Here is a 20516-nt window from a genome sequence, read left to right on the forward strand (position 1 = left end):
GAAATTGCGTCTGCGCGCCCTGCTGGCCGCTGCTGTCCTGACCATCACCACCGCTCCGGCCGCGCTCGCCGCGCCGGACGTCGCCCACGGCACCGATGTCCCACCGGGGCGGTTCGGGTTCGTCGCGAAGATCGCGATGACGAAGATCCCACGCCCCGACGGTTCGACCTACAGCAGCTACTGCACGGGCGCGCTGATCGCGCCGGGCTGGGTCGTCACCACCGGGCACTGCTTCCACGACGCGCACCGCAAGCGGGTCGCGGGCAAGGTGCCGTATCCGACGACGGTGACGTTGGGCCTGGTCGACGAGGCGATCGAATCAGGCGTGGCCCGTAAGGCGACCGAAGTGCTGCAGGCGAAGGAAAACGACGTCGCCCTCATCAAGCTGGACACCCCGGTGACGACGGTGACCCCACTGACGGTGAACCGGGTGCTCCCGAAGGTCGGCCAGCAGCTGACCCTGGCGGGCTGGGGCAGCCTGACCGCCAAGAATCCCGCTCCGGCCACCCGGATGCAGCAAGGCACCGTGCAGGTGGCGACGGTGGCCCCGACGACGGTCGGAGTCCGCGGCGCCGCGCCGTCGATCACGACCAGTGCCTGCACCTACGACTCGGGCGCGCCGTACTTCGTCCCCGGAGGCGACAGCGGTGCCTTGGTCTCGCTGGAGGCCGCCGGGCCGGACTGCCCGCACGCCGGGGTCGAGACGACCTCCCGCGCGGACGTCATCGCGGACTGGATCGCCACCCATACGGGCTAACGGACCGTTTCGGCCGATGGTGCATCGGGTAGTGGCGTGAGCAGGAGGTAGTGCGATGACGAGTCCTCGAACGACCGCTCCTCCGGCGCCGCCGGACCCCATGCCACCGGATCCCGGGGTCCCCGATCCCGGGATCCCCGAGCCGGTGCCGGACCCGGGCAGGCCGGAGCCGGTCCCGGACCCCGGGGTGCCCGAACGGGTCCCCGATCCGGGACCGGACCGCCCCGTGCCGGAACCCGAGAGCCCGCCCGAATCCCAGCCGGGACCGGCCGGTCTCAGAGGGTGAACGCGAGCCAGAGCGCGAGCCAGGCGCAGGCCGCGATCGCGACGACGACCGCGAACACCCGCAGGCCGGTGGTGGCGATCCGGAGCGACGCGGTGCCGGTGTGGTGTCGGTGATTCCCCATGATGACGCCCTCCTTCCAAGATCACCTTCCGCTGTCCGCGCGCTCGCCGCAGCGGGGATGATCGTTCCGGGTGACCCCATCCGGGTGAGGGCTACCCGCATTCAGAGGACTGAACGCGGGGTCGTCAGAGCCAGTTGTTGTGCGTCGCGAAGACTCCCAGCTGGAACCGGCTGGAGACGCCCGCGCGGTCCATCAGGGCTTCGAGGTAGCGGAACAGGGTGCGTCTGCTGACGCCGAGTTCGGCGGCGATCTCGTCGTCTTTGCGCCCGGCGGCGAGCAGGATCAGCAACTCCCGCTCGACCGGCCGGATCGGTTGTCCGGACGTCCGTCCCCGCCGGTCGATCGGGAGCGCCGCCGCCCAGGACGTTTCGAACAGCCCTTCCAGTGCGGAGAAAAGACTGCAGGGGCGCACGATGACGATCGACTGGTTGCGGTCGGCCTCGCGGATGGTCAGCGCGATGGTGGCCGCGCGGTCGTCGAAAAGCGTCAGTTTCACCGGGAGTTCGGGCAGCAGGCGGGCCTGCTCACCGGCTCGCAGGCACGGCAGGATGTTGGCGGCCAGGTAGCCGGGATCGCCGAACGACGCTCCACTGTAGACACAGCGGTAGCCGATCCCGCGCCGCAGCTGCTCCTCCTCCAGGAGATTCCGGCGCCCGCCGGTGAAGTAGGGCGGGGAATCGAGACGGCGCACCTGATGCCGCACCGTGGTCGCGAGATGCTGCAGCCGGGGGATGATGGCGTCGCCGGTGACCACTTCGAGCAGGTCCTGCGCGTTCGGCATCTCCGAATGGGCGCGCCGGAAGGCGCGGTACGCGGTCTGGACCGCGAGCCGCGCGTCGTGCAGTTCCGCCTGTCTTCGCGTGGTCAGCGCGGTGAGTGCCTCACTCGGGTTCGCCGGGAGGTACTCGTCTCCGTCCACTCCGGACGACACCGCGAGGCCGGCGTCGGTCAGTTCTTTCAGCGCCAGCAGGACGGCCTCCGGTGCGTCCTCCCGCCAGGCCAGGTCCTCGGCGGTGACGGGCGCGCTTTCGAGCATCCGCCGGTAGATCCGGGCGGCGATCTCGCCGAGGCCCAGCCTGCTCAGCTGCGAGCCGAGGCCGTCCGGAGGAGTCGTCGATGCCACTTCCCACCTGCCTCTCAGCGGCCTAGACGCCCGAGGTGTTCCGGATCCAGGTGCGGTTCGCCGAGATGCCGGTGTGCGTCGAGCTGTCCACCTTGTTGCCGGCGATGTGCACGCCGACCTGCTTGCCGCCGACGAAGACCGGCCCGCCCGAGTCGCCGCCGTTGGTCAGCCCGTTGCCCCGGCGGGCCTTGATCAGTCCACTCCCGACACTGGTCACCGTCATCCGGGCGACCTTGAGATAGCGCTGCAGATCGCCGTCTTCGTTGTAGCCCCAGCCATAAACGTATTCGGTGTCGCCGACCGCGACGGAGTTACCGAGGGAGGCGTACGTCGTGCTCACCGAGCGGTCCAGTTTCAACAGTGCGATGTCGGCACCGCTGGACGGCGTGTAGATGCCGGCCACCACGGCGTACGTTCCGGCCCGATGGTCGACGTCGCCCACCCGGACGGAGTATTCGGCGCCGGGTTCGTCGATGCAGTGCTGGGCGGTCAGCACCCAGCGGGCGCTGATGATCGAACCGGAGCACCACTGCTCGCCGTTCTGTTCGATCATGGCCGCCCACGGGCCGGACTGGGCGTATTCGCCGTCGATGATGGGGGCCGCGACGGCGGCGGGCGCGACCGTCGTGAGCCCGGCCGCGCACAGCAGGGCGGTGAGGAGACCTCGGATGCGCATGGATGCCTTCCAATGCAGGGGAAATGGGAGATCGACGGGTCGCCCGTCTACAGCCACGGCGGATCGCCGGGGATCTCCCGGCCGGATCCGATACCGGTTTTCCCATGCTAGGCAAGCGGATACGGCGGTTGATAGCGACTAAAGACGGGAGAAGGCCGCGCCGTGCGGCACGAGACCCGGGCTTTCGGCACTCGAGTGCCGATGGCACCGATATGCCACGGACTAACGACGGCGGCGTTTCCCGGACGGCCGCGGATCGAGCAGTTCCTCGGCGAGGAGGATGGCCCGGTCCGACAACGTGGCGGACAACCGCTCCACCGACTCGCCGATCCGGCCCGCTTCCCGGCGCACGCCCTCGCCCACGGGCTCGCTGTGCCGGTCGGCGAGTCCCGCGAGCCTGCTCCCCGAGACCAGGATCAGATCGGCGAGCCGTTCGCCCAGTTCGGTGAGCCGGTTCGCCGTCCGGCCGGCGCGGCGCGCCACGAGGTCTTCGGTCTCCCGTCGCAGCTCCCGGACCGCGGACCTCGACTCGGTCGTCGTCCCGGTGAGCGCGGACCTCAGGGTTTTCGTCACGTCCATCAGGGATCGACCTCCACGCGGCTAGCCTACGTTGAGTGTACAACTGTGCACCGTATTCGTGGAATGCATGGATGCGCCTTCCGTTGCCGCAAGGAAAAGCAGTCAAGTCTGTCCGCATTCGGAGAACGCGCGTACGTCGGCAGCGAAGCAAGTTGAGGGCCAGTCCGAGGGAAGTCGCAAAATTTCTTAAACATGTCGGCTTCTTGCATTTTGTCACCGGGTTGTTGCATGCTCGTACGGCTCTGGCTCCCTCCCCGCCGTCTCAAAGAAGAGAAGACGCCATGACACGTATGCGCCTGTCCCGGATCGTCGCCGGTCTCCTGGTCACGGGGCTTTCCGTCGCCGGACTCTCCTTCGCCTCCGCCGCGAGCGGGCCACCCCCGGACCCCGCGGCCCCACCTGGTCCGGCGGCTCTCGCCGAGGTGCCGTTGACCCGCACGGTGTCGGCGAGCAGCGCGTTGCCCGGCTATCCCGTCGCGAACGCCGTCGACGGAAACCAGGAGAGTTACTGGGAATCCGCCAACAACGCGTTCCCGCAATGGATCCAGGCCGACCTCGGGACCGCCAAATCCCTGTCGCGGGTCGTGCTGAAACTGCCTTCGGGCTGGGAATCCCGCACCCAGACGCTGGCCGTGCGCGGCAGCACCGACGGCACGGCCTTCACCGACCTCGCCGCGCCGACCGGCTACGCGTTCGCGCCCGGCACGAACACCGTCACGATTCCTATGACCGCGTCGGCCCGCTACGTGCGGCTGCAGGTCACCGCGAACACGCGGTGGCCCGCCGCGCAGCTGGCCGAGTTCGAGCTGTACGGGCCGGACACCGGCGACACCGAGGCACCGAGCGCGCCCGCGAACCTCGTGCTGACCGAGCCCGCCACCGGACAGATCCGGCTGACCTGGTCGGCCTCGGCGGACAACGTCGGTGTCTCGGGCTACACCGTCTACCGTGACGGCACCCCGGTCACGACGATCACCGGCACCACGTTCACCGAATCCCGGCCCACGGGGACCCGCGTCGAGTACTTCGTGCGTGCCAAGGACGCGGCGGGCAACGAATCCGGCGACAGTAACCACGTCGTTCGCTCCGGCACGAGCGCGGGCGCGAACCTGGCGGCGGGCAAACCGATCGAGGCCACTTCGGCGGTCCACTCGTTCGTACCCGCCAACGCCAACGACAACAACACGGCCACCTACTGGGAGTCCGCCGCGGGTTATCCGAACTCGCTGACGGTGAAGCTCGGGGTCGACGCGGAGGTCGACTCGGTCGTGGTGAAGCTCAACCCGGACGCGATCTGGGGCGCGCGGACGCAGAACTTCGAGATCCTCGGCCGCGCGCAGGGCGCCACCGCGTTCACCTCTCTTTCAGCGCGTGCCGACCATCGGTTCGACCCGGCCACCAACCAGAACTCGGTGGTCGTCCCGGTCAGCGGACGCGCTTCGGACGTACGCCTGCAGTTCTTCGCGAACTCCGGCGCCCCCGGCGGTCAGGTCGCGGAATTCCAGGTGATCGGCACTCCCGCGCCGAACCCGGACCTCGTCGTCACCGGCACGACCTGGACACCGTCGAGTCCGACGGAGACCAACAAGCTCGCCGTATCGGCGACGGTGAAGAACACCGGCACCGCGAACGCGGCCGCCACCACCGTGAACGTCAGCCTCGGCGGCACCGTCGTCGGTGAGGCGGCGGTCGGGGCACTCGCCGCCGGCGCGTCCACGACGGTGACCGTCGACGCGGGAACGCGTCCGCAGGGCACGTACGCCGTGTCGGCCACCGTGGATCCGGCGGGGAAGGTGGCCGAGCAGAACGAAACCGACAACACCTACACCTCGCCGACCCCGTTGGTCGTCGCGCAGGCGCCGGGGCCGGACCTCGAGGTCACCGGCATCACGTCGACCCCGCCCAATCCGGCGGCCGGTTCGGCGGTGTCCTTCACCGTCGCGGTGCACAACCGCGGCACGAGTGGCGCGGACGCTTCGGTGACGCGGCTGGCCGTCGGCGGCACCACGCTGACCGGCACCACCGGCCCGATCGAAGCGGGTGCCACCGCGAACGTCGCGATCTCGGGCACTTGGACCGCCGCCGACGGCGGCGCGACCCTGACCGCGACGGCCGACGCGACCGGCACGGTCACGGAGACCAACGAGTCCAACAACAGCCTGTCGAGGGCGATGGTCGTGGGCCGCGGCGCGGCCGTCCCGTACGTCGAGTACGAGGCGGAAGCCGCGCGGTACCAAGGACAACTGCTGGAAGCGGACCCGCTGCGCACCTTCGGCCACACGAACTTCGCGACCGAATCCTCCGGTCGCAAATCCGTGCGGCTGGCGGATCAGGGGCAGTACGTGGAGTTCACGTCGGCGAACCAGGCGAACTCGATCGTCGTGCGCAACTCCATCCCCGACGCCCCCGGCGGTGGCGGGCAGGACGCGACCCTCAGCCTCTACGTCGACGGGACGTTCGCGCAGAAGCTGACGTTGTCGTCGAAGCACAGCTGGCTCTACGGCAGCACCGACGACCCCGAAGGCCTGACCAATACCCCGCAGGCCAACGCGCGGCGCCTGTTCGACGAGTCGCACGCGCTGCTGTCCCGGTCGTACCCGCCGGGCACGAAGTTCAAGCTGCAGCGGGACAGTGGTGACAACGCGGCGTTCTACGTCGTCGATCTCATCGATCTGGAGCAGGTCGCCCCGGCGTCGGAGAAGCCCGCGAACTGCGTGTCGATCACGGAGTACGGCGCCGTGCCGAACGACGGGAACGACGACTCCGCGGCGATCCAGCGCGCGGTGACCGACGACCAGAACGGTGCGATCGGCTGTGTCTGGATCCCGGCGGGGCAGTGGCGCCAGGAGAAGAAGATCCTGACCGACGACCCGAACGTGCCCAACGGCGGCGGCCAGTACAACCAGGTCGGCATCTCCAACGTGACGATCCGGGGCGCCGGCATGTGGCATTCGCAGCTGTACTCGCTGATCGAGCCGCAGAACGCGGGCGGCATCAACCATCCGCACGAGGGCAACTTCGGGTTCGACATCGACAAGAACACGCAGATCTCCGACATCGCCATCTTCGGTTCCGGCCGGATCCGCGGCGGGGACGGCGGCGCGGAGGGCGGCGTCGGTCTCAACGGCCGGTTCGGCACCGGCACGAAGATCACGAACGTGTGGATCGAGCACGCCAACGTCGGCGTGTGGGTCGGCCGGGACTACAGCAACGTCCCGGCGCTCTGGGGCCCGGGTGACGGCCTCGAGTTCAGCGGTATGCGGATCCGGAACACCTATGCCGACGGCATCAACTTCACCAACGGCACGCGGAACTCGAAGGTGGTCGACTCGTCGTTCCGCACCACCGGTGACGACTCGCTCGCGGTGTGGGCGAACCAGTACGTGAAGGACCCTTCACAGGACATCGCGCACGACAACGTGTTCGCCAACAACACGATCCAGCTTCCGTGGCGTGCCAACGGGATCGCCGTCTACGGCGGCTACGGCAACAAGATCGAGAACAACATCGTCCACGACACGATGAACTACCCGGGCATCATGCTGGCGACGGATCACGATCCGCTGCCGTTCTCCGGGGAGACGCTCATCGCGAACAACGCCCTGTACCGCTGCGGCGGCGTGTTCTGGGGCGAGCAGCAGGAGTTCGGCGCGATCACGTTCTTCGCGCAGGGCAAGGACATCCCCGGGGTCGTCCTGCGGGACACGGAAATCCACGACTCGACCTACGACGGTGTCCAGTTCAAGACCGGCGGCGGCGTGGTGACCGCGGCGCTGACGAACGTCAAGATCGACAAGTCGAACAACGGTGCGGGCATCCTCGCGATGAGCGGCGCCCGTGGCAGCGCGACCTTGACGAACGTGACGATCACCGGCTCCGCGAAAGGCGACGTCGTCCGTGAGCCGGGGTCGCAGTTCGTGATCAACGGCGGGCCGGTGCCGGCGGTGGTCTCGTCGGGCCGCCGCGGCACACGGTAGGCGGAATCCGTGCCGGGGCCGGAGTGGGCGACCACTCCGGCCCCTTTCACGTCCGGGGGCTCAACCCCGCCACCGCCAGCCGGAACAGCCGGTCCGCCTGGGCGGCCGGATCCGGATGGTGCTCGGTGGCCAGGACGATGCCGACGATCAGCGTGATCAGCTCCGCGACGGTGACGTCCGGCGGCACCGCGCCGTCTCGCACGGCCCGCCGCAGGAGCGGTTCCCCGGCTTCCTCGATGGCGGTGGAACAGGAGTTCTCGGTCGCGGGGCCGTCGTATGAGAGCGCGGCCGCCAGGCCACGGGCGGAGACGCAGTAGACGACGACCTCGTCGAGCCAGGTCAGGAGCGCCTTCCGGCTGTCGTCTTCGCCGGTCAAGGCGACGGCGCGGGCGCACAGCGCCGCGATCCGGTTCGCCGAGACCGCCTCCAGCAGCGCCCGGCGGGTGGGGAAGTGGCGGCGCACGGTCGCGGAACCGACGTTGGCGGTGCGGGCGATCTGCTCCAGTGAGGCCCCGGAGCCATGGGTCGCGACTTCTTCCTCGGCCACCGCGAGGATGCGCGCATAGTTCCGCCGTGCGTCGGCGCGCCGACCGTCGGACATGGTTTCACCTCGGTGTTTGCGTAAGTGGCGGGGCCCGCCATATTGTAGCGGACGATAAGTGGCGGGCCCCGCCACTTAGTTGCGCGAAGGAGCGAACATGTCCGCAGCACCCGTTTTGGTCACCGGCGCCACCGGCAGGCAAGGTGGCGCGACCGCCCGTGCCCTGATCAAGGCCGGCGTTCCCGTCCGCGCGCTGGTCCGCGACCCGGCCAGGGCGAAGGCCGTCGAAGCGCTCGGTGCCGAGCTCGTCGTCGGCGATCTTCACGACGTCGACTCCGTGATCCGTGCGGCCAAGGGGGCCCGCGCCGTTTTCTCGGTGCAGATGCCTGGAGTGAACGAGGACGGATTCGACTTCGCGGGCGAGGTGACTCAAGGCGTCAACCTCATCGAGGGCGCGAAGGCGGCAGGTGTGCCGCAGTTCGTGCACACTTCCGTTTCGGGAGCAGGCAAGCACGTCGAGGCGGACGGATGGGCCGAGGGCCGCTGGACCTCGATGGAGCCCACGCTGGGGGCCAAAGCGGCGATCCAGGACCACCTCCGCGAGGCGGGCTTTCCACAGTGGACACTGCTCAAGCCGGGCTTCTTCATGGAGAACTTCCTGCCCGACATGAAGTTCCTGTTCCCATGCGGGGTGGAGGGCGGCCTGGTGAGCGTCATCAAGCCGTCGACGTCCTTGTCGCTGGCCGCCGTCGACGACATCGGCACCGCCGCCGCCGCGGCCATTGCCGAACCTGAGCGGTTCACCGGCATCGAACTCGAGCTCGCGAGCGACTTCCTGACGATGACCGAGATCGCCGAGATCCTGTCCGATGTGCTGGGTACGAGGCTGGCGGCCCCGGACATGACCGTCGAGCAGGCGGTCGCCGCCGGGATGCCGCCGATGGGCGCCTCGCACGAGTGGCTGAACGTGATCGGCCAGCCGGGGCGTCCGGAGTACGCGCGGGACCTGAGCCTCCCGCTCACCGGCTTCGCCGACTGGGCGCGGAAATACCTTGCGTAATGCGGAGGTGGCCTCTCTCGCGAGCCGAGCGAGGGACGTTTGACAAAGCGGAACACTGCTCCGTATGTTTGTGGAACAGTGTTCCGCTTAATGCGGGCCGTCTCACGAGGGAAGAGTCACCATGAGCACGCCAGTAATCTCGATCGCCCCGGTGGAGCTGCCGTCCCCGGATCGTGCCGTTGACCTGCGTCTGCGGATCTCGGCTCCGACGACCGGAAGCGAGCTGCCGATCATCCTGCTGTCGCACGGCCAGGGCTATTCGAATCATCTCTCCTCCCTGAACGGCTATGCCCCGCTCGTGAACTACTGGGCGGCGCACGGATTCGTCGTTCTCCAGCCCACCCATCTGAGTTCCAGGACGCTGGATCTGGGGTCCGGTCACCCTGAAGCGCCGCTGTACCAACGATCCCGGGCCGAGGACATGATCAGCGTTCTCGACCGGCTCGACGAGGTCGAGGCCGCGGTGCCGGGTCTGCGTGGACGACTGGATCGCGACAAGGTCGCCGTGGCCGGGCATTCGATGGGCGGGCACACCGCGAGCCTGCTGCTGGGCGCGCGATACACCGATCCGCTCAGCGGTGAGGAAGTGAACCTCGCCGAGCCCCGGATCTCGGCCGGCGTCCTGCTCGCCGCGCCCGGCCGCGGCGGCGACGCGGTCACCGAGTTCGTGGCGGAGAACTATCCCTTCTTCGTGAGTACCGATTTCTCCGCGATGACGACGCCCGCGCTCGTGGTCGCCGGCGACAAGGACTCCTCGACGCACCTGACGGTCCGGGGCCCGGAATGGCACACCGATCCGTACTTCCTCTCGCCGGGGCGCAAGACCTTGCTCACCCTGTTCGACGCGGAACACGGTCTGGGTGGGATTTCCGGCTACGACGTCGCCGAGACCACGGACGAGAACCCGGAACGAGTGGCCGCGCTGCAGCGGCTCACGGCGGCCTATCTCCGCAGCGAGCTCTACCCGGGCGATTCCGCCTGGCAGGAGGCGGCCGACGCGCTGGCCGCCGAGTCCGCTCCGCTCGGACGGATCGAAGCGAAGTAGCTCTGGTGTCAGGGCACCGGGATCTCCGCCCACACCGTTTTGCATCCCGCTCCGGCGTCCACACCCCACTGAGCGCTGATCGCGTCGACCAGGGCCAGGCCTCGTCCGCGCGGGCTCGCCGGATCCCGGTTCTTCACGCGGCGGGGCTGCAGGTGGGGGCGGAAGTCGTCCACTTCGACGCGGACGACGTGCCGGCCGGAGGGGACGGAAACCCTCAGCTCGGCGACGCCGTCCGCGTGTTCGTGCGCGTTGGTCACCAGTTCCGTGGTCAGCAGCTCGGTGTCCGCGATCGTGGCGCGGCCGACCTCGCTCAGCTGCTCTCGCAACCAGGCCCGGATCTCTCCCAGCGGTGGGGCGATCCCGGTGCGGAATTCGTAAGCCTGTCGTGTTCTCGTGATACCCACGCGTTCTCCTTAGCGGGTTTCCCAGCTGGCCAAGAGCATGGGCGTGCTTAAGGGAGTACCCCGGGAGCGCGGGATTCACACAGGAGAACTCCCGGCGATCGCGGTGACCCTGATCTCGGCCCGGATCCCGCTGACGGCCGGTACACCCTCGCCGTGCTCACCGACGACGGCTACGAAGTGGTCATCGCGGCCGCGCCCACGCACGTCCGTTCGGTGCGGGAGCTCGTCCTCGACCCCTTGACCGCGGAGGATCAGCGGGCGCTGGCCCGGATCGCCGCCAAGCTGCGGACGCGGCCCGTCGATCTCGCCTGAGTACTTCGAGGCAGGCGATTGTGCGCGCGAAGGTACCTTGTGTCCGCGTCGCGGACTCTGGTCATCTGGCAGGGTTCATTTCGCGCGAAGAGGGGGAACTCTCGTGTTCAGGAAAACAGCCGCCGTCCTTTCGGCGCTTTCGATGGCGCTCCTGGGGCTCGCGGGAACGGCGCACGCCGGGATCGTGCAATGGTCCGACGGTTACGAATCGAACCCCTATGGAGTATGGGAGCTGGGAATCCAGGGCGGTGACGGGCATTCCTGGTTCGACATCGGCATGGGAGTGGCGCGGACCGGCAACAACAACGGCTGGCTCTTCGCCGACAACGGCTGGTCGGCGATGAGGACCGCGAAGTCGCTCGGAAGTTTCCCGTCGAATCGATCGAATTGCGCCGCCGCGATCTACGCGGACCCGGTCGGCGGGGGAGCGAACATCGGCCTCGAGATCTGGGACCCCAATGGCTGGCGGAAAATCTCCCACACGGTGAAGTGGATCGACGACGGCGCGGGCTACCAGCTCATCACACTGCCCAATCTCAATCTGAACGGCGTGGGTACCGTCTATCTCCAGCCGATCTACGGAAACAATGGCGGACCGGCGAAGTACGTCCGCTTGGACGACGCGATCATCCAGTGCGTTTACTGACCGGTCGGCCCGATGTCTCGCCACGGTATCGATCGGCGGGCGACGTTACGACATTCGGTGACTGTTCGCCGATGCGCACCGGCTGAATTCGGGTTTCCGGCCGGTGGGGTGATCACGGAAAACGTCGAAATCTTCGATCCCTCTCACGCTGAAGAGTGAGAGGGATCGAAGTCCCTTCGGCTGGACGGCGCAATGCGGACCTGGTCCGCGTAGCCCCGATTCGCGGAAACAGCCCGTTGGGTGCCTTGACACAGGGCGCTCTGGGTGAAGCCCCGCCCTCGCGCTAACGAAAGGCGAAATATTCCGTCTTTCTCAGGCAGCCCACAGAATTCCGGCTCCGGCCGGGTCTCGAAAGGGAAGTCCATGTCTCGAAGACCACTGTTCGTCGTCCTGACCGCCGTCACGGCGATGCTCGCGTCCACCGCGGTTGCCGCCGCGGCTCCGCCGGGAGTGGACCCGGCGACGGTCGACCTCACCCTGAACGCGGGGCAGAGCACGACCGTGACCAAGAACGTGACGACCTCGGCCGTCCCGCCGAATCCCGATCTCGTCCTGCTCGCGGACACCACGGGCAGCATGGGCGGGCCGATCGGGAACGTGCGGTCGAACGCCGGCGCCATCACCGGTGACGTGCTCGCCGCACAGCCGACCGCGCAGTTCGGTGTCGCCGAGTACAAGGACTTCACCGACTCGGTGCCGTTCAAGGTCAATCAAGGCATCACCGGTGACACGGCCGCCGTCCAAGCGGGGATCAACCAGTGGTCGGCCACGGGTGGCGGGGACACGCCGGAGGCCAACCTGAACGCGCTTTACCAGCTCGCCACCGGCGCGGTCGCGTTCCGGCCGGACGGCACCCGCATCATCGCGTGGTTCGGCGACGCGCCGTCGCACGATCCGAGCGGCGGGCACACGCTGGCCCAGACCATCGCGGCGTTGCAGGCGGCGAAGATCCGCGTGGTCGCCGTCAACGTCGGCGCGCTCGACGCCACGGGGCAGGCTTCCGCCATCACCTCGGCCACGGGCGGCGTGCTGCTGAACAACGTCCCGGCAGGCCAGGTCTCCCAGGCCATTTTGGACGGCATCAAGTCCATCGAGGTCACGGTGACCCCGAAGGTGACCAGCTGCGACCCGCAGCTTACGGTCACCAACGACCCGGGCAGTGTCAAGGTGACCAGCGGTGAGATCGCCTCGTTCACCGAGACGATCAAGGCGGCGGCCGACGCCGCGCCCGGCACCTACCAGTGCGTCGTCGACTACCAGGTCGACGGGGTTTCGCGGGGGTACATCGAGACCACGACCGTGCGCGTGCTCGGCTTGAGCATCGACGACGTGACGGTCGGCGAGGGCTCAGGGGGCGCGCAAGTGCCGGCGACGTTCACGGTGTCGCTGCTCGGCGGCCCCAGCCCGAATCCGGTGACGGTCCAGTACACGACCGCCAACGGCACCGCGACCGCGCCCGCCGACTACGCGGCGGCGAGCGGGACGGTCACGTTCGCCCCTGGGCAGACGGCCAAACCGGTGACCGTCCTGGTCAATCCGGACACCGTCGACGAGCCGAACGAGACCTTCACCGTGAACCTGTCGGCCCCGTCGGGTGCCGGTCTCCTCGACGCGACCGGTGTCGGCACGATCGTCGACGACGACCGTGACGGCGTCTTCTCGTGCACGGGCACCGCGGCGAACGTCCTCGGGGTGACCGCGGCGCGGGCCAACCCGGCGAACCTGCCGTGTGCCGACGACAGCAGCACCGTCGCCGCCGCGACGCTCAACGCCGGCCTGATCAAGGTCGACACCAAGGTGCTCACCGCGTCGACGGATCTCACGCCGGACGACCAGTCGGCGGCTCCGGCCGCGGGCGATCGCGCGCTGGCGTCGGCCAAGATCGACAAGACGGTGATCAGCACGCTCGGGCTGACCGTCGAGCTCGGCGTGATCCAGTCGCAGGCCACCGCGACCTGCCAGCCGACGCCTGGCGGGCTCGCTCCGATGCTGGCCGGCAGTTCGAACGTCGCCTCACTGAAGATCAACGGTGAGTCGATCACGGTGGGCTCGGCGCCGCTGACCATCCCGCTGGTCATCGGTTCGCTGAAGCTGAACGGCCAGACCGTGGCGAACGGCGTCGTGAAGCAGCAGGCCGTCGCGCTGGACACCGCGCTCGCGAAGATCGTGCTCGCGGAGTCCCAGGCCGACGTGCACGGAACCTCGGCGCATCCGGCGGGCAACCCCTGCCGTCGCTGAGCCACTGAGTCCCGCCGGGACGGACGGATTCCCGTCCGTCCCGGCGGGATGGTTCAGGGGAGGGCCTTCACCGCGGCCGCGGTGGCCTCGGCGAGGAGCTTGTTGTCGATCTTCGCGTCCTTGTCCGGCCGGTCGGTGAGCACCGAGACGACGATCGGCGCCCGGTTCGGCGGCCACACGACCCCTATGTCGTTGCGCGTGCCGTAAGCCGCCGTGCCGGTCTTGTCGGCGACCGGCCAGCCGGGCACCCCGGCGCGGATGTTCTGGTCGCCGGTGGTGCTGGCGCGCATCATGTCGACGAGGATCTTGCGCTTGTCCTCGGGGAGGGCGTCGCCGAGCGCGAAGGCGCGCAGGCTCACGGCGAGGGCACGGGGCGTGCTGGTGTCCCTGCTGTCACCGGGCGTCGTGTCGTTCAGTTCGGGTTCGATCCGGTCGGCGTGGCTTGTGGTGTCGCCGACCCCGCGGAACACCGCGTTGAGTCCTTCGGGGCCGCCGAGCTCGCGGAAGAGCAGGTTCCCGCCGGTGTTGTCGCTGTACCGGAGGGTCGCGTCCATGACGGCGCGCAGCGGCAGGCCCGTCGCCACATGCTTCTCCGTGACCGGCGAATTGGTGACCAGATCCTTCTGCCCGTAGGTCACCGTGCGGTCCAGTTCGGCGACCGGCGTCCGCTGCAGGACACCGCCGGCGCTGAACACCTTGTGCGTCGAGGCGTAGGCGAACCGTTCGTCGGCGCGGAAAGCGACCTCGCGGCCGGTCGCGGTGTCCACCGCGTACACCCCGAGCCGGGCACCGAAGGCGCGTTCGAGCTGTTCGAAGTCCGCGCGTCCGGTCGACGCGATCGAGGTGGTGGCCGCGGGCGGCTGTGCCGGAGCGGGCGTGGAACACGCGGCGAGTGACACGACCGAGAACGCCAGCAAAGCGGCCCACCGGCGAGAAGTGACGGACACGATGATTCCTTTCAAGATCGTTCGATGTCCGCAGTCTGTCCAGCGCTGGTCATGCTGTCCAAGACACGAATGACGTCTTTCATGCCAAATCCGCATAGTATGTGGTCGTGGACCTGATCGGGAGTTGCCGGGCGTTCGTGAGCGTGAGCGAGGCCGGGACCTTCACCGCCGGAGCCGCGCTCGCGCGAATCCCGCAACCGGTGGCGAGCCGCCGGATCGCCGCGCTGGAACGGCATTTCGGCGAGCGGCTGTTCGACCGCTCCACCCGGCGCGCCACGCTCACCCCGTTCGGACGGGACATGTTGCCGTCGGCGAAACGGCTGGTGGCCTTGGCCGACACCATGGAGCACGACGCGCGGCGTGCCAGGCTGCGGCCGATGCGGCTGGCGATGCCGGAAACCTGCACCGTCCGCGCGCTGGCCGAACTCGACGCGGCGGCGCGGGCGCTGGACGTCTTCCTGGAGTTCCGGCAGGCCCCGCCGCGGGAACGGGCGGAACTCGTGCGCACGCAGGAGGTCCGCGCGGCGCTCACCGCCGTCCCCGGTGAAGAGGGCACCTGGAAGGTGTCGCTCGGGCTGGCGGGCGGAGGCAGGTCGCGAGCGGGCGTCCTCCATCTGGAAACGCTGCGGGTGGGCCGGTCCGGCCGGTCGCCTCGCCGGGTCTGGATCCAGCCCGAGGACGACGTCCCGCATCTGCGCGATCGCCTCTTCCGGATCCGTGATTCGGTGGGGCTGCGGCCCGCGCAGGTGTCCGTCGCCGATTCGCTCACCGCGGCCGCCGCGGCCGTGTTCGGTTCTGATGATCTGCTGCTGTGCTCGGCGGCCCAGGCCACCGAGCTCGGTCTGACCTGGCGGCGAGTCGGCGAGATCGAGCTCGTGCGCGGTTTCGAGATCACGGCAGGGCCCGGCGAGGACGCGCAGCGGCTCCGGGCACGATTGTGGCCGGACATCGCCCGGTGTCTCGGCGCGGAGGAGACGACGTGAACACGGAAACGCTGCTCATGCGGCTGCGCGCCGAATTGGCCTACGGCGGCCTGCGGGGTTCGTTCCTCGTGCGTGATCTGCGGACCGGATACGAGATCGGCATCGACCCCGACCTCGAGTTCCCGAGCGCCTCGCTGGTGAAGATCCCGCTCGCCGCGGCGACCCTGGAGCGGATCCGCCGGGGCGAACTGGACGGCTCGGCGCCGGTCGACGTCGAGCCGGGGCGGGCCACCGCGCCGGGGCCGACCGGGCTGACGCGGTTCCGGCATCCGGCCAGGGTGGCGATCGACGACCTCCTCTACCTGACCATGGCCATCAGCGACGAGACCGCCGCGGACACGCTCTTCGCGCTGACACCTCCCGCCGAGGTCACCAGGATGACGCGCGAATGGGGCATCACCGGGATCACCGCGCGGCATCCGGCCGCGGATCTCAGCGACACTCCCGCCGAACGCTTCGACCCCGCCGACGTCCACCTCGCGCACGCGCTCGCGATCAACGCGGGCACCGCCGGGCAAGGGCATCCCGTTCCGCAGCTGGACGTGACACGCGCGAGCTCCGGTTCGGCTCGCGCGTTCGTGAACCTGCTCGAAGCGCTGTGGAAGCCGTCCAAAGTGGACGAACAGGTGGCAGCACGGGTGCGCGAGCTCATGGGACTCAACCTGCTGCGTCAACGGCTGAGCCCCGATTTCGTCTCCGACGCCACGAAATGGTCGTCGAAGACGGGCACCGTGCTGAACCTGCGGCACGAGGTCGGGGTGGTCGAACACGCCGACGGCGGGATGTTCGCGATCGCCGCGCTGACCGGATCCCGGGTGCCCGCGGCGATCCAGCCGGAGGCCGAAGTGCTGATGGCCCGCGTGGCGCGGGCGCTGCGGGATCACCTGCGCGAAGGGTGACGTCACGTTCTTCACCGCTGCCCGGTTCTTAGGGGAAAGGACCGGCGAAGTGGAGGATCGGTATGAAGGTCGTCATCGTGTGCGTTTCGGTGTCCCATGGCAACACGGAGAGGGTCGCCGAGGTCATGGCGGACGTGCTCGGCGCCCGCGTCGTCAGCCCCGAGGAAGTCGGGCCGGCCGACCTCGATTCCTGTGACCTCGTGGGATTCGGTTCGGGGATCTTCGGCATGGACTTCCATCCGCGCCTGCGCCGGTTCATCGAGGAGTTGCCGTCGAAGCGGCGGCGGAAGGCGTTCGTGTTCAGCACGAGCGGGCTGCCCGAACCGCGGTTCCGGCGCTACATCCGCCGTCTGGCGCGGCTCCTCGGGCAGAAGGGATTCGACGTGGTGGACACCTTCTCGTGCCGGGGTTTCGACACTTGGCTCCCGTTCAAACTCGTCGGTGGCATCAGCAAGAACCGGCCCGGCACGGCGGATCTCGACGCGGCGCGACGGTTCGCCGAAGGCTTGCTCGGCTGATCGCGCGCGGTGTCGAGATCCTGCCATGTCGGGTATCCGCCAGCTCGCGGCCGTGTAGGAAAGCTGATCACCCGTCTTTACTTCACGTACGGACGTCGGGGGCTCCTGTCGAAAGGGATCATGGTGATCAGTAGTACGAGAAAGACGCGGAGAGGCACGGTGGCCGTGGTCGCCGGTGCGTTCCTGGCCTCGGGCCTGGTGCTGGCTCCCGCCGCGGGGGCGGCACCCGCGGTCAAGGCCGAGCCGGACACCGCGGCGCTCGCCGGCGCGCTGACCAAGCAGGCCGTGGCCTGGGGCGAGTGTTCGTTCCCGTCCGTCGCACCGGCGACGGAAGCCGAACTGAAGAAGGTCAAGGGCCTGGCCTGCGCCACCGTCCAGGTGCCGCGTGACTGGCACAACCCGCAGGACGGCAACACCATCGGCGTCCGCGTCTCCAAGACCGCGACCGCCTACCCCGGCACCGGCAGGCAGGGCATCGCGCTGGTCAACCCCGGCGGACCCGGCGGCGAAGGGCTCCCGTGGGGCGCCGCGATGGCGATGCGCAGCCCCGTGCTGGCCTCGCAGTACGACTTCGTCGGTTTCGACCCGCGCGGTGTCGGCCAGAGCACCCCGCTGACCTGCAGCTACACCGTTCCGGACAGCACGGATCAGAACGTGATCAGCCGGGCGAAGGTCGAGGGCTGCCTGAAGAACCCGCTGACGAAGTTCATCACCACCGAGCAGACCGCGTACGACATGGACTTCATCCGGGTACTGCTCGGGGAGAAGAAGACTAGCTACATCGGCTACTCGTACGGCACGTGGCTCGGCACCTGGTACGCCACCACGTTCCCGGGCAAGGCGCACCGGTTCCTGCTCGACTCCTCCACCGACGCGAGCCGCTCGACCCTGGAGAAGACCTGGGACCTGCAGCCGCGCAGCCGTGACCGCCAGTTCCAGGAGGCGCTGCTGCCGTACGTCGCGCGCAACGACGCGAAGTACAAGGCGGGCACCGACCCGCTCGAGATCCGCCGCAACTGGGAGAAGGCGGGCGGCACGCGGGAGTTCGCGGGCATGCTCTACGCCGCGTGGTTCATCATCCCGGCGATGTACGACACCACCCAGTACCCGTCGGCGGCCTCCATGGTGGCCGCGCTGGCGAAGGGGCCCGCGCCCACCGGGACCGACGCGGAGAAGCTGGAGCAGGTCGTCGCGAAGGCGCTCGCCACTCCCGGCCTGACCGACGCGAACAAGGCGTTCCTGGCCAAGGGCAAGAAGAACGCGCTCGAGGCCATCGCGAAGAAGGACTCGGTCGAGCGCAAGGCGTCCTACCAGGGCGGTGCCGAGGTCGAGACCTGGGACGCCGCGTTCGAGGCGATCCGTTGCCAGGACGGTCAGTGGAACCAGAACCTGCACTACTGGACCTACTGGCAGGCCGACCTGACCGTGAACGCGCCGTTCATCGCGCCGATCATGGCCCTCTCCGGCGCGCCGCTGTGCGCGTTCTGGCCGACCACCAACGCCAAGCCGGCGCCGGACGCCAAGACGTTCCCGAAGCTGCTGATCGCGCAGACCGAGCTCGACGCGGCCACGCCGTACGAGGGTGCGCTCGCCACCGCGAACGGCCTGCCGGGCGCCAAGATGATCAGTGTCGACAACGAAGGCAGCCACGGGATCTTCCCGTACAACACCGACTGCGTCGACGACCCGATCGTCGCCTACTTCCAGACCGGCCTCACGCCGAAGAAGAAGTTCACCGGCTGTCAGGGCCTGCCCTTGCCCGGTGAGGACAAGACGGTCGAGGTCGGCGGCAACCTCGGGCACGACGGGAAGATCAAGATCAAGATGATCACGCCCCAGGTGCGCAAGGCGAACGAGATCGTCCGTGAGCTGCTCGAAGGCACCGCCACGCCGGAAGCGGACGAGAAGGGCCTGCCGGCCAACGCCTGATCCCCGGCAGCGTCGAACGAAGGCCCTCGCGAGCCGATCCGGCTCGCGAGGGCCTCTTCGGCATGATCCGTGACGATTTCGTTATCGGTCCAGCCGCACGATCCGGCCGCTTTCCCCCTCAAGACCAGTGAGCGGACACCGTGGTTCCGCATCGCGTGACATCGATGTCACGCAGACCGATCCTGGGGTGGGGGAGGAGTAGCGTCATGCTCGCCGAGTCGCGAGGCCTGTCGATGGAGGCCGAGCAGCTGTACCGGGCCCTGCTGGAAGGGCGCCCGGGTGCACCCGGTGCCGAACTGGCGGAGCTGGAGCGGTTCGGCCTGATCCGCGCCGGCGCGTCCGGGATCGAGGTGTGCCCGCCGCGTGCGGCGCTGTCGGCGTTCGCGGCGCAGCACGAGGCCGCGGCCGTCCGCGCGCGGGAAGCGGCCGAGGTACTCGGCGCCGCCTACGCCCTGCGGACCGGCCGGGACGCGGACTTCGTCGAGGTGCTGCGCAGCCGGGACGAGGTGATCGCCACCTTCGAGGCCATGCAGACGCAGGCGGGCGTGGACATCGTCGCGCTGGACCCGGGGTCGTACATGAGCCCGAAGGCCGAAGTGAGCACGGTCCAGCCGGGTTCGATGGCGCGCGGCATCGCGTACCGCGTCGTCTACGACTCGTCCGTGCTGCGGACCGACGACGGATTCGCCCAGGTGCAGTCGAGTATCGCGCTCGGGGAGCAGGCCAGGGTATTCCCCAGGCTGCCGCTGAAGCTGGTGATCGCCGACAGCAACCGCGCGCTGATCGCCGTCCCGAACTCCGACGCCGGTGACGTGCTCGCCCTGCTGATCCATCCGTCGATGCTGCTGAGCGCGCTGATCGAGCTGTTCGAATCGTTCTGGCGGATGGGCGTACCGGTGCGGGCGGGTGGTCCGGACGACGCGGAAGCGACGCAGGAACCGACCGTCGCCACACGCCGCCTGCTCGCGTTGTTGAGCGGAGGCCTGACCGACGAGGCGATCGCGCGCGAGCTCGGTATCAGCGAGCGCACGGTCCTCCGGCGGATCAGCCGCCTGCAGCAATTGCTGGGCGCGCAGACCCGGTTCCAGCTGGGAGCGCAGGCTTCGCGGCAGGGATGGCTTTAGTCCTAGCGCGGTTGGAACCGACCGCGTCTCAGATATGTACTTGCCGGTGCGCGGATGGCGGTTTCGCGTGTCTGGATGGACGACACACGTGATCAGATGGACGACTCACGGCAGAACTCGGCCAAGCGCTCCGGCTCCTGAATCCTCGAAGTTCGTCCCGAAGTGACAAGCGGGGTGCCCCCTTTCTCACTTCCCGGTGAGCACGTCCGCATCGCCGCCGGCGTTCCATCATCCTTTCATTGACACCGTTCCCGCGACATCCATACAGTTCCGGGCAGATAAAGAACGGTCTCCGGAATGGAATCCGCTTTCGGCAACGGCGCCGTTCCGAATTCACCCGCTCCTGCTCAC

20 protein-coding genes are annotated in these 20516 nt (G+C 68.8%); 13 read left to right on the forward strand and 7 right to left on the reverse strand.

Going from position 1 to position 20516, the window contains the following annotated elements; genetic code table 11:
• Positions 1-4 precede the first annotated feature (4 nt).
• Both ACIRGA_RS07080 and ACIRGA_RS07085 read left to right on the forward strand, forming a co-directional pair.
• On the forward strand, positions 5-757 hold the full coding sequence (locus ACIRGA_RS07080) for a trypsin-like serine protease (RefSeq protein ID WP_400937551.1): 753 nt from the start codon (positions 5-7) through the stop codon (positions 755-757).
• 55 nt (positions 758-812) lie between these two features.
• Positions 813-1043 carry a hypothetical protein gene (locus ACIRGA_RS07085; RefSeq protein ID WP_400937553.1) on the forward strand — a complete coding sequence of 77 codons (231 nt, stop codon included), beginning with the start codon at positions 813-815 and terminating at the stop codon, positions 1041-1043.
• Here ACIRGA_RS07085 and ACIRGA_RS07090 read toward each other — a convergent pair.
• The 4 genes from ACIRGA_RS07090 to ACIRGA_RS07105 all read right to left on the reverse strand — a co-directional run bounded on the left by ACIRGA_RS07090 (position 1033) and on the right by ACIRGA_RS07105 (position 3542).
• Positions 1033-1164: a hypothetical protein gene (locus ACIRGA_RS07090; RefSeq protein ID WP_400937555.1), complete on the reverse strand. Its 132-nt coding sequence runs from the start codon at positions 1162-1164 to the stop codon at positions 1033-1035. The two genes, ACIRGA_RS07085 and ACIRGA_RS07090, sit on opposite strands and share 11 nt — an antisense overlap.
• A gap of 124 nt (positions 1165-1288) precedes the next feature.
• The gene (locus ACIRGA_RS07095) at positions 1289-2287 is read right to left on the reverse strand and encodes a LuxR C-terminal-related transcriptional regulator (RefSeq protein WP_400937557.1); all 999 of its coding nucleotides are present in this window, start codon (positions 2285-2287) and stop codon (positions 1289-1291) included.
• Positions 2288-2309: 22 nt separating this feature from the next.
• Complete coding sequence (locus tag ACIRGA_RS07100; protein WP_400937559.1) at positions 2310-2963, reverse strand: S1 family peptidase; 654 nt, start codon at positions 2961-2963, stop codon at positions 2310-2312.
• Between the two features lie 222 nt (positions 2964-3185).
• Positions 3186-3542 (reverse strand): hypothetical protein, encoded by a 357-nt coding sequence (locus ACIRGA_RS07105; protein ID WP_400937561.1) that lies wholly within the window; start codon positions 3540-3542, stop codon positions 3186-3188.
• Between the two features lie 281 nt (positions 3543-3823).
• Here ACIRGA_RS07105 and ACIRGA_RS07110 point away from each other — a divergent pair, with 281 nt between their 5' ends.
• Complete coding sequence (locus ACIRGA_RS07110) at positions 3824-7519, forward strand: CARDB domain-containing protein (protein ID WP_400937562.1); 3696 nt, start codon at positions 3824-3826, stop codon at positions 7517-7519.
• 46 nt (positions 7520-7565) lie between these two features.
• Here ACIRGA_RS07110 and ACIRGA_RS07115 read toward each other — a convergent pair whose 3' ends face one another.
• Positions 7566-8120, reverse strand: coding sequence for a TetR/AcrR family transcriptional regulator (locus ACIRGA_RS07115; protein ID WP_400937564.1), 555 nt, complete (start codon positions 8118-8120; stop codon positions 7566-7568).
• 97 nt (positions 8121-8217) lie between these two features.
• Here ACIRGA_RS07115 and ACIRGA_RS07120 point away from each other — a divergent pair, with 97 nt between their 5' ends.
• Both ACIRGA_RS07120 and ACIRGA_RS07125 read left to right on the forward strand, forming a co-directional pair.
• A complete protein-coding gene (locus ACIRGA_RS07120; RefSeq protein ID WP_400937567.1) occupies positions 8218-9120 on the forward strand; it encodes an NmrA family NAD(P)-binding protein in 903 nt (300 codons plus the stop codon).
• A gap of 121 nt (positions 9121-9241) precedes the next feature.
• Entirely contained in the window at positions 9242-10165 is a 924-nt protein-coding gene (locus tag ACIRGA_RS07125; protein WP_400937571.1) for an alpha/beta hydrolase family protein, read from the forward strand.
• A gap of 8 nt (positions 10166-10173) precedes the next feature.
• On the opposite strand, the gene ACIRGA_RS07130 is transcribed toward ACIRGA_RS07125, so the two are convergent.
• Positions 10174-10569, reverse strand: a complete 396-nt coding sequence (locus ACIRGA_RS07130; RefSeq protein WP_400937573.1) for an ATP-binding protein — start codon at positions 10567-10569, stop codon at positions 10174-10176.
• Between the two features lie 153 nt (positions 10570-10722).
• Between ACIRGA_RS07130 and ACIRGA_RS07135 the strand changes: the two genes are divergently transcribed.
• From ACIRGA_RS07135 to ACIRGA_RS07145, 3 genes are all read left to right on the forward strand, one after another.
• Positions 10723-10881: a hypothetical protein gene (locus ACIRGA_RS07135; protein WP_400937576.1), complete on the forward strand. Its 159-nt coding sequence runs from the start codon at positions 10723-10725 to the stop codon at positions 10879-10881.
• A gap of 103 nt (positions 10882-10984) precedes the next feature.
• Complete coding sequence (locus ACIRGA_RS07140; RefSeq protein ID WP_400937578.1) at positions 10985-11527, forward strand: hypothetical protein; 543 nt, start codon at positions 10985-10987, stop codon at positions 11525-11527.
• A gap of 363 nt (positions 11528-11890) precedes the next feature.
• Positions 11891-13765, forward strand: coding sequence for a Calx-beta domain-containing protein (locus ACIRGA_RS07145; protein ID WP_400937580.1), 1875 nt, complete (start codon positions 11891-11893; stop codon positions 13763-13765).
• A gap of 53 nt (positions 13766-13818) precedes the next feature.
• On the opposite strand, the gene bla is transcribed toward ACIRGA_RS07145, so the two are convergent.
• Positions 13819-14712 (reverse strand): class A beta-lactamase, encoded by an 894-nt coding sequence (gene bla / locus ACIRGA_RS07150; RefSeq protein ID WP_400937583.1) that lies wholly within the window; start codon positions 14710-14712, stop codon positions 13819-13821.
• 101 nt (positions 14713-14813) lie between these two features.
• Here bla and ACIRGA_RS07155 point away from each other — a divergent pair, with 101 nt between their 5' ends.
• The 5 genes from ACIRGA_RS07155 (at position 14814) to ACIRGA_RS07175 (ending at position 20165) form a co-directional block, all read left to right on the forward strand.
• On the forward strand, positions 14814-15695 hold the full coding sequence (locus ACIRGA_RS07155) for a LysR family transcriptional regulator (RefSeq protein WP_400937586.1): 882 nt from the start codon (positions 14814-14816) through the stop codon (positions 15693-15695).
• Positions 15692-16594, forward strand: a complete 903-nt coding sequence (locus ACIRGA_RS07160; RefSeq protein ID WP_400937588.1) for a serine hydrolase — start codon at positions 15692-15694, stop codon at positions 16592-16594. Before ACIRGA_RS07155 ends, ACIRGA_RS07160 begins: the two co-directional genes overlap by 4 nt.
• 62 nt (positions 16595-16656) lie before the next feature.
• A complete protein-coding gene (locus ACIRGA_RS07165; protein WP_400937591.1) occupies positions 16657-17112 on the forward strand; it encodes a flavodoxin family protein in 456 nt (151 codons plus the stop codon).
• Positions 17113-17271: 159 nt separating this feature from the next.
• Positions 17272-19041 carry an alpha/beta hydrolase gene (locus ACIRGA_RS07170; RefSeq protein ID WP_400937593.1) on the forward strand — a complete coding sequence of 590 codons (1770 nt, stop codon included), beginning with the start codon at positions 17272-17274 and terminating at the stop codon, positions 19039-19041.
• Between the two features lie 206 nt (positions 19042-19247).
• Positions 19248-20165, forward strand: coding sequence for a helix-turn-helix domain-containing protein (locus ACIRGA_RS07175; RefSeq protein ID WP_400937595.1), 918 nt, complete (start codon positions 19248-19250; stop codon positions 20163-20165).
• Positions 20166-20516 lie beyond the last annotated feature (351 nt).

The sequence above is a fragment of the Amycolatopsis sp. NPDC102389 genome (assembly GCF_044765885.1).
GTDB lineage: Bacteria > Actinomycetota > Actinomycetes > Mycobacteriales > Pseudonocardiaceae > Amycolatopsis.

What these genes read in the sequence shown, in the direction of transcription:
- ACIRGA_RS07125 (WP_400937571.1), top strand. Translation starts at nt 9,242, where the DNA reads ATGAGCACGCCAGTAATCTCGATCGCCCCGGTGGAGCTGCCGTCCCCG.
- ACIRGA_RS07090 (WP_400937555.1), bottom strand. Translation starts at nt 1,164, where the DNA reads ATGGGGAATCACCGACACCACACCGGCACCGCGTCGCTCCGGATCGCC.
- ACIRGA_RS07110 (WP_400937562.1), top strand. Translation starts at nt 3,824, where the DNA reads ATGACACGTATGCGCCTGTCCCGGATCGTCGCCGGTCTCCTGGTCACG.
- ACIRGA_RS07100 (WP_400937559.1), bottom strand. Translation starts at nt 2,963, where the DNA reads ATGCGCATCCGAGGTCTCCTCACCGCCCTGCTGTGCGCGGCCGGGCTC.
- ACIRGA_RS07115 (WP_400937564.1), bottom strand. Translation starts at nt 8,120, where the DNA reads ATGTCCGACGGTCGGCGCGCCGACGCACGGCGGAACTATGCGCGCATC.
- ACIRGA_RS07165 (WP_400937591.1), top strand. Translation starts at nt 16,657, where the DNA reads ATGAAGGTCGTCATCGTGTGCGTTTCGGTGTCCCATGGCAACACGGAG.
- ACIRGA_RS07105 (WP_400937561.1), bottom strand. Translation starts at nt 3,542, where the DNA reads ATGGACGTGACGAAAACCCTGAGGTCCGCGCTCACCGGGACGACGACC.
- ACIRGA_RS07120 (WP_400937567.1), top strand. Translation starts at nt 8,218, where the DNA reads ATGTCCGCAGCACCCGTTTTGGTCACCGGCGCCACCGGCAGGCAAGGT.
- ACIRGA_RS07145 (WP_400937580.1), top strand. Translation starts at nt 11,891, where the DNA reads ATGTCTCGAAGACCACTGTTCGTCGTCCTGACCGCCGTCACGGCGATG.
- ACIRGA_RS07175 (WP_400937595.1), top strand. Translation starts at nt 19,248, where the DNA reads ATGCTCGCCGAGTCGCGAGGCCTGTCGATGGAGGCCGAGCAGCTGTAC.
- ACIRGA_RS07085 (WP_400937553.1), top strand. Translation starts at nt 813, where the DNA reads ATGACGAGTCCTCGAACGACCGCTCCTCCGGCGCCGCCGGACCCCATG.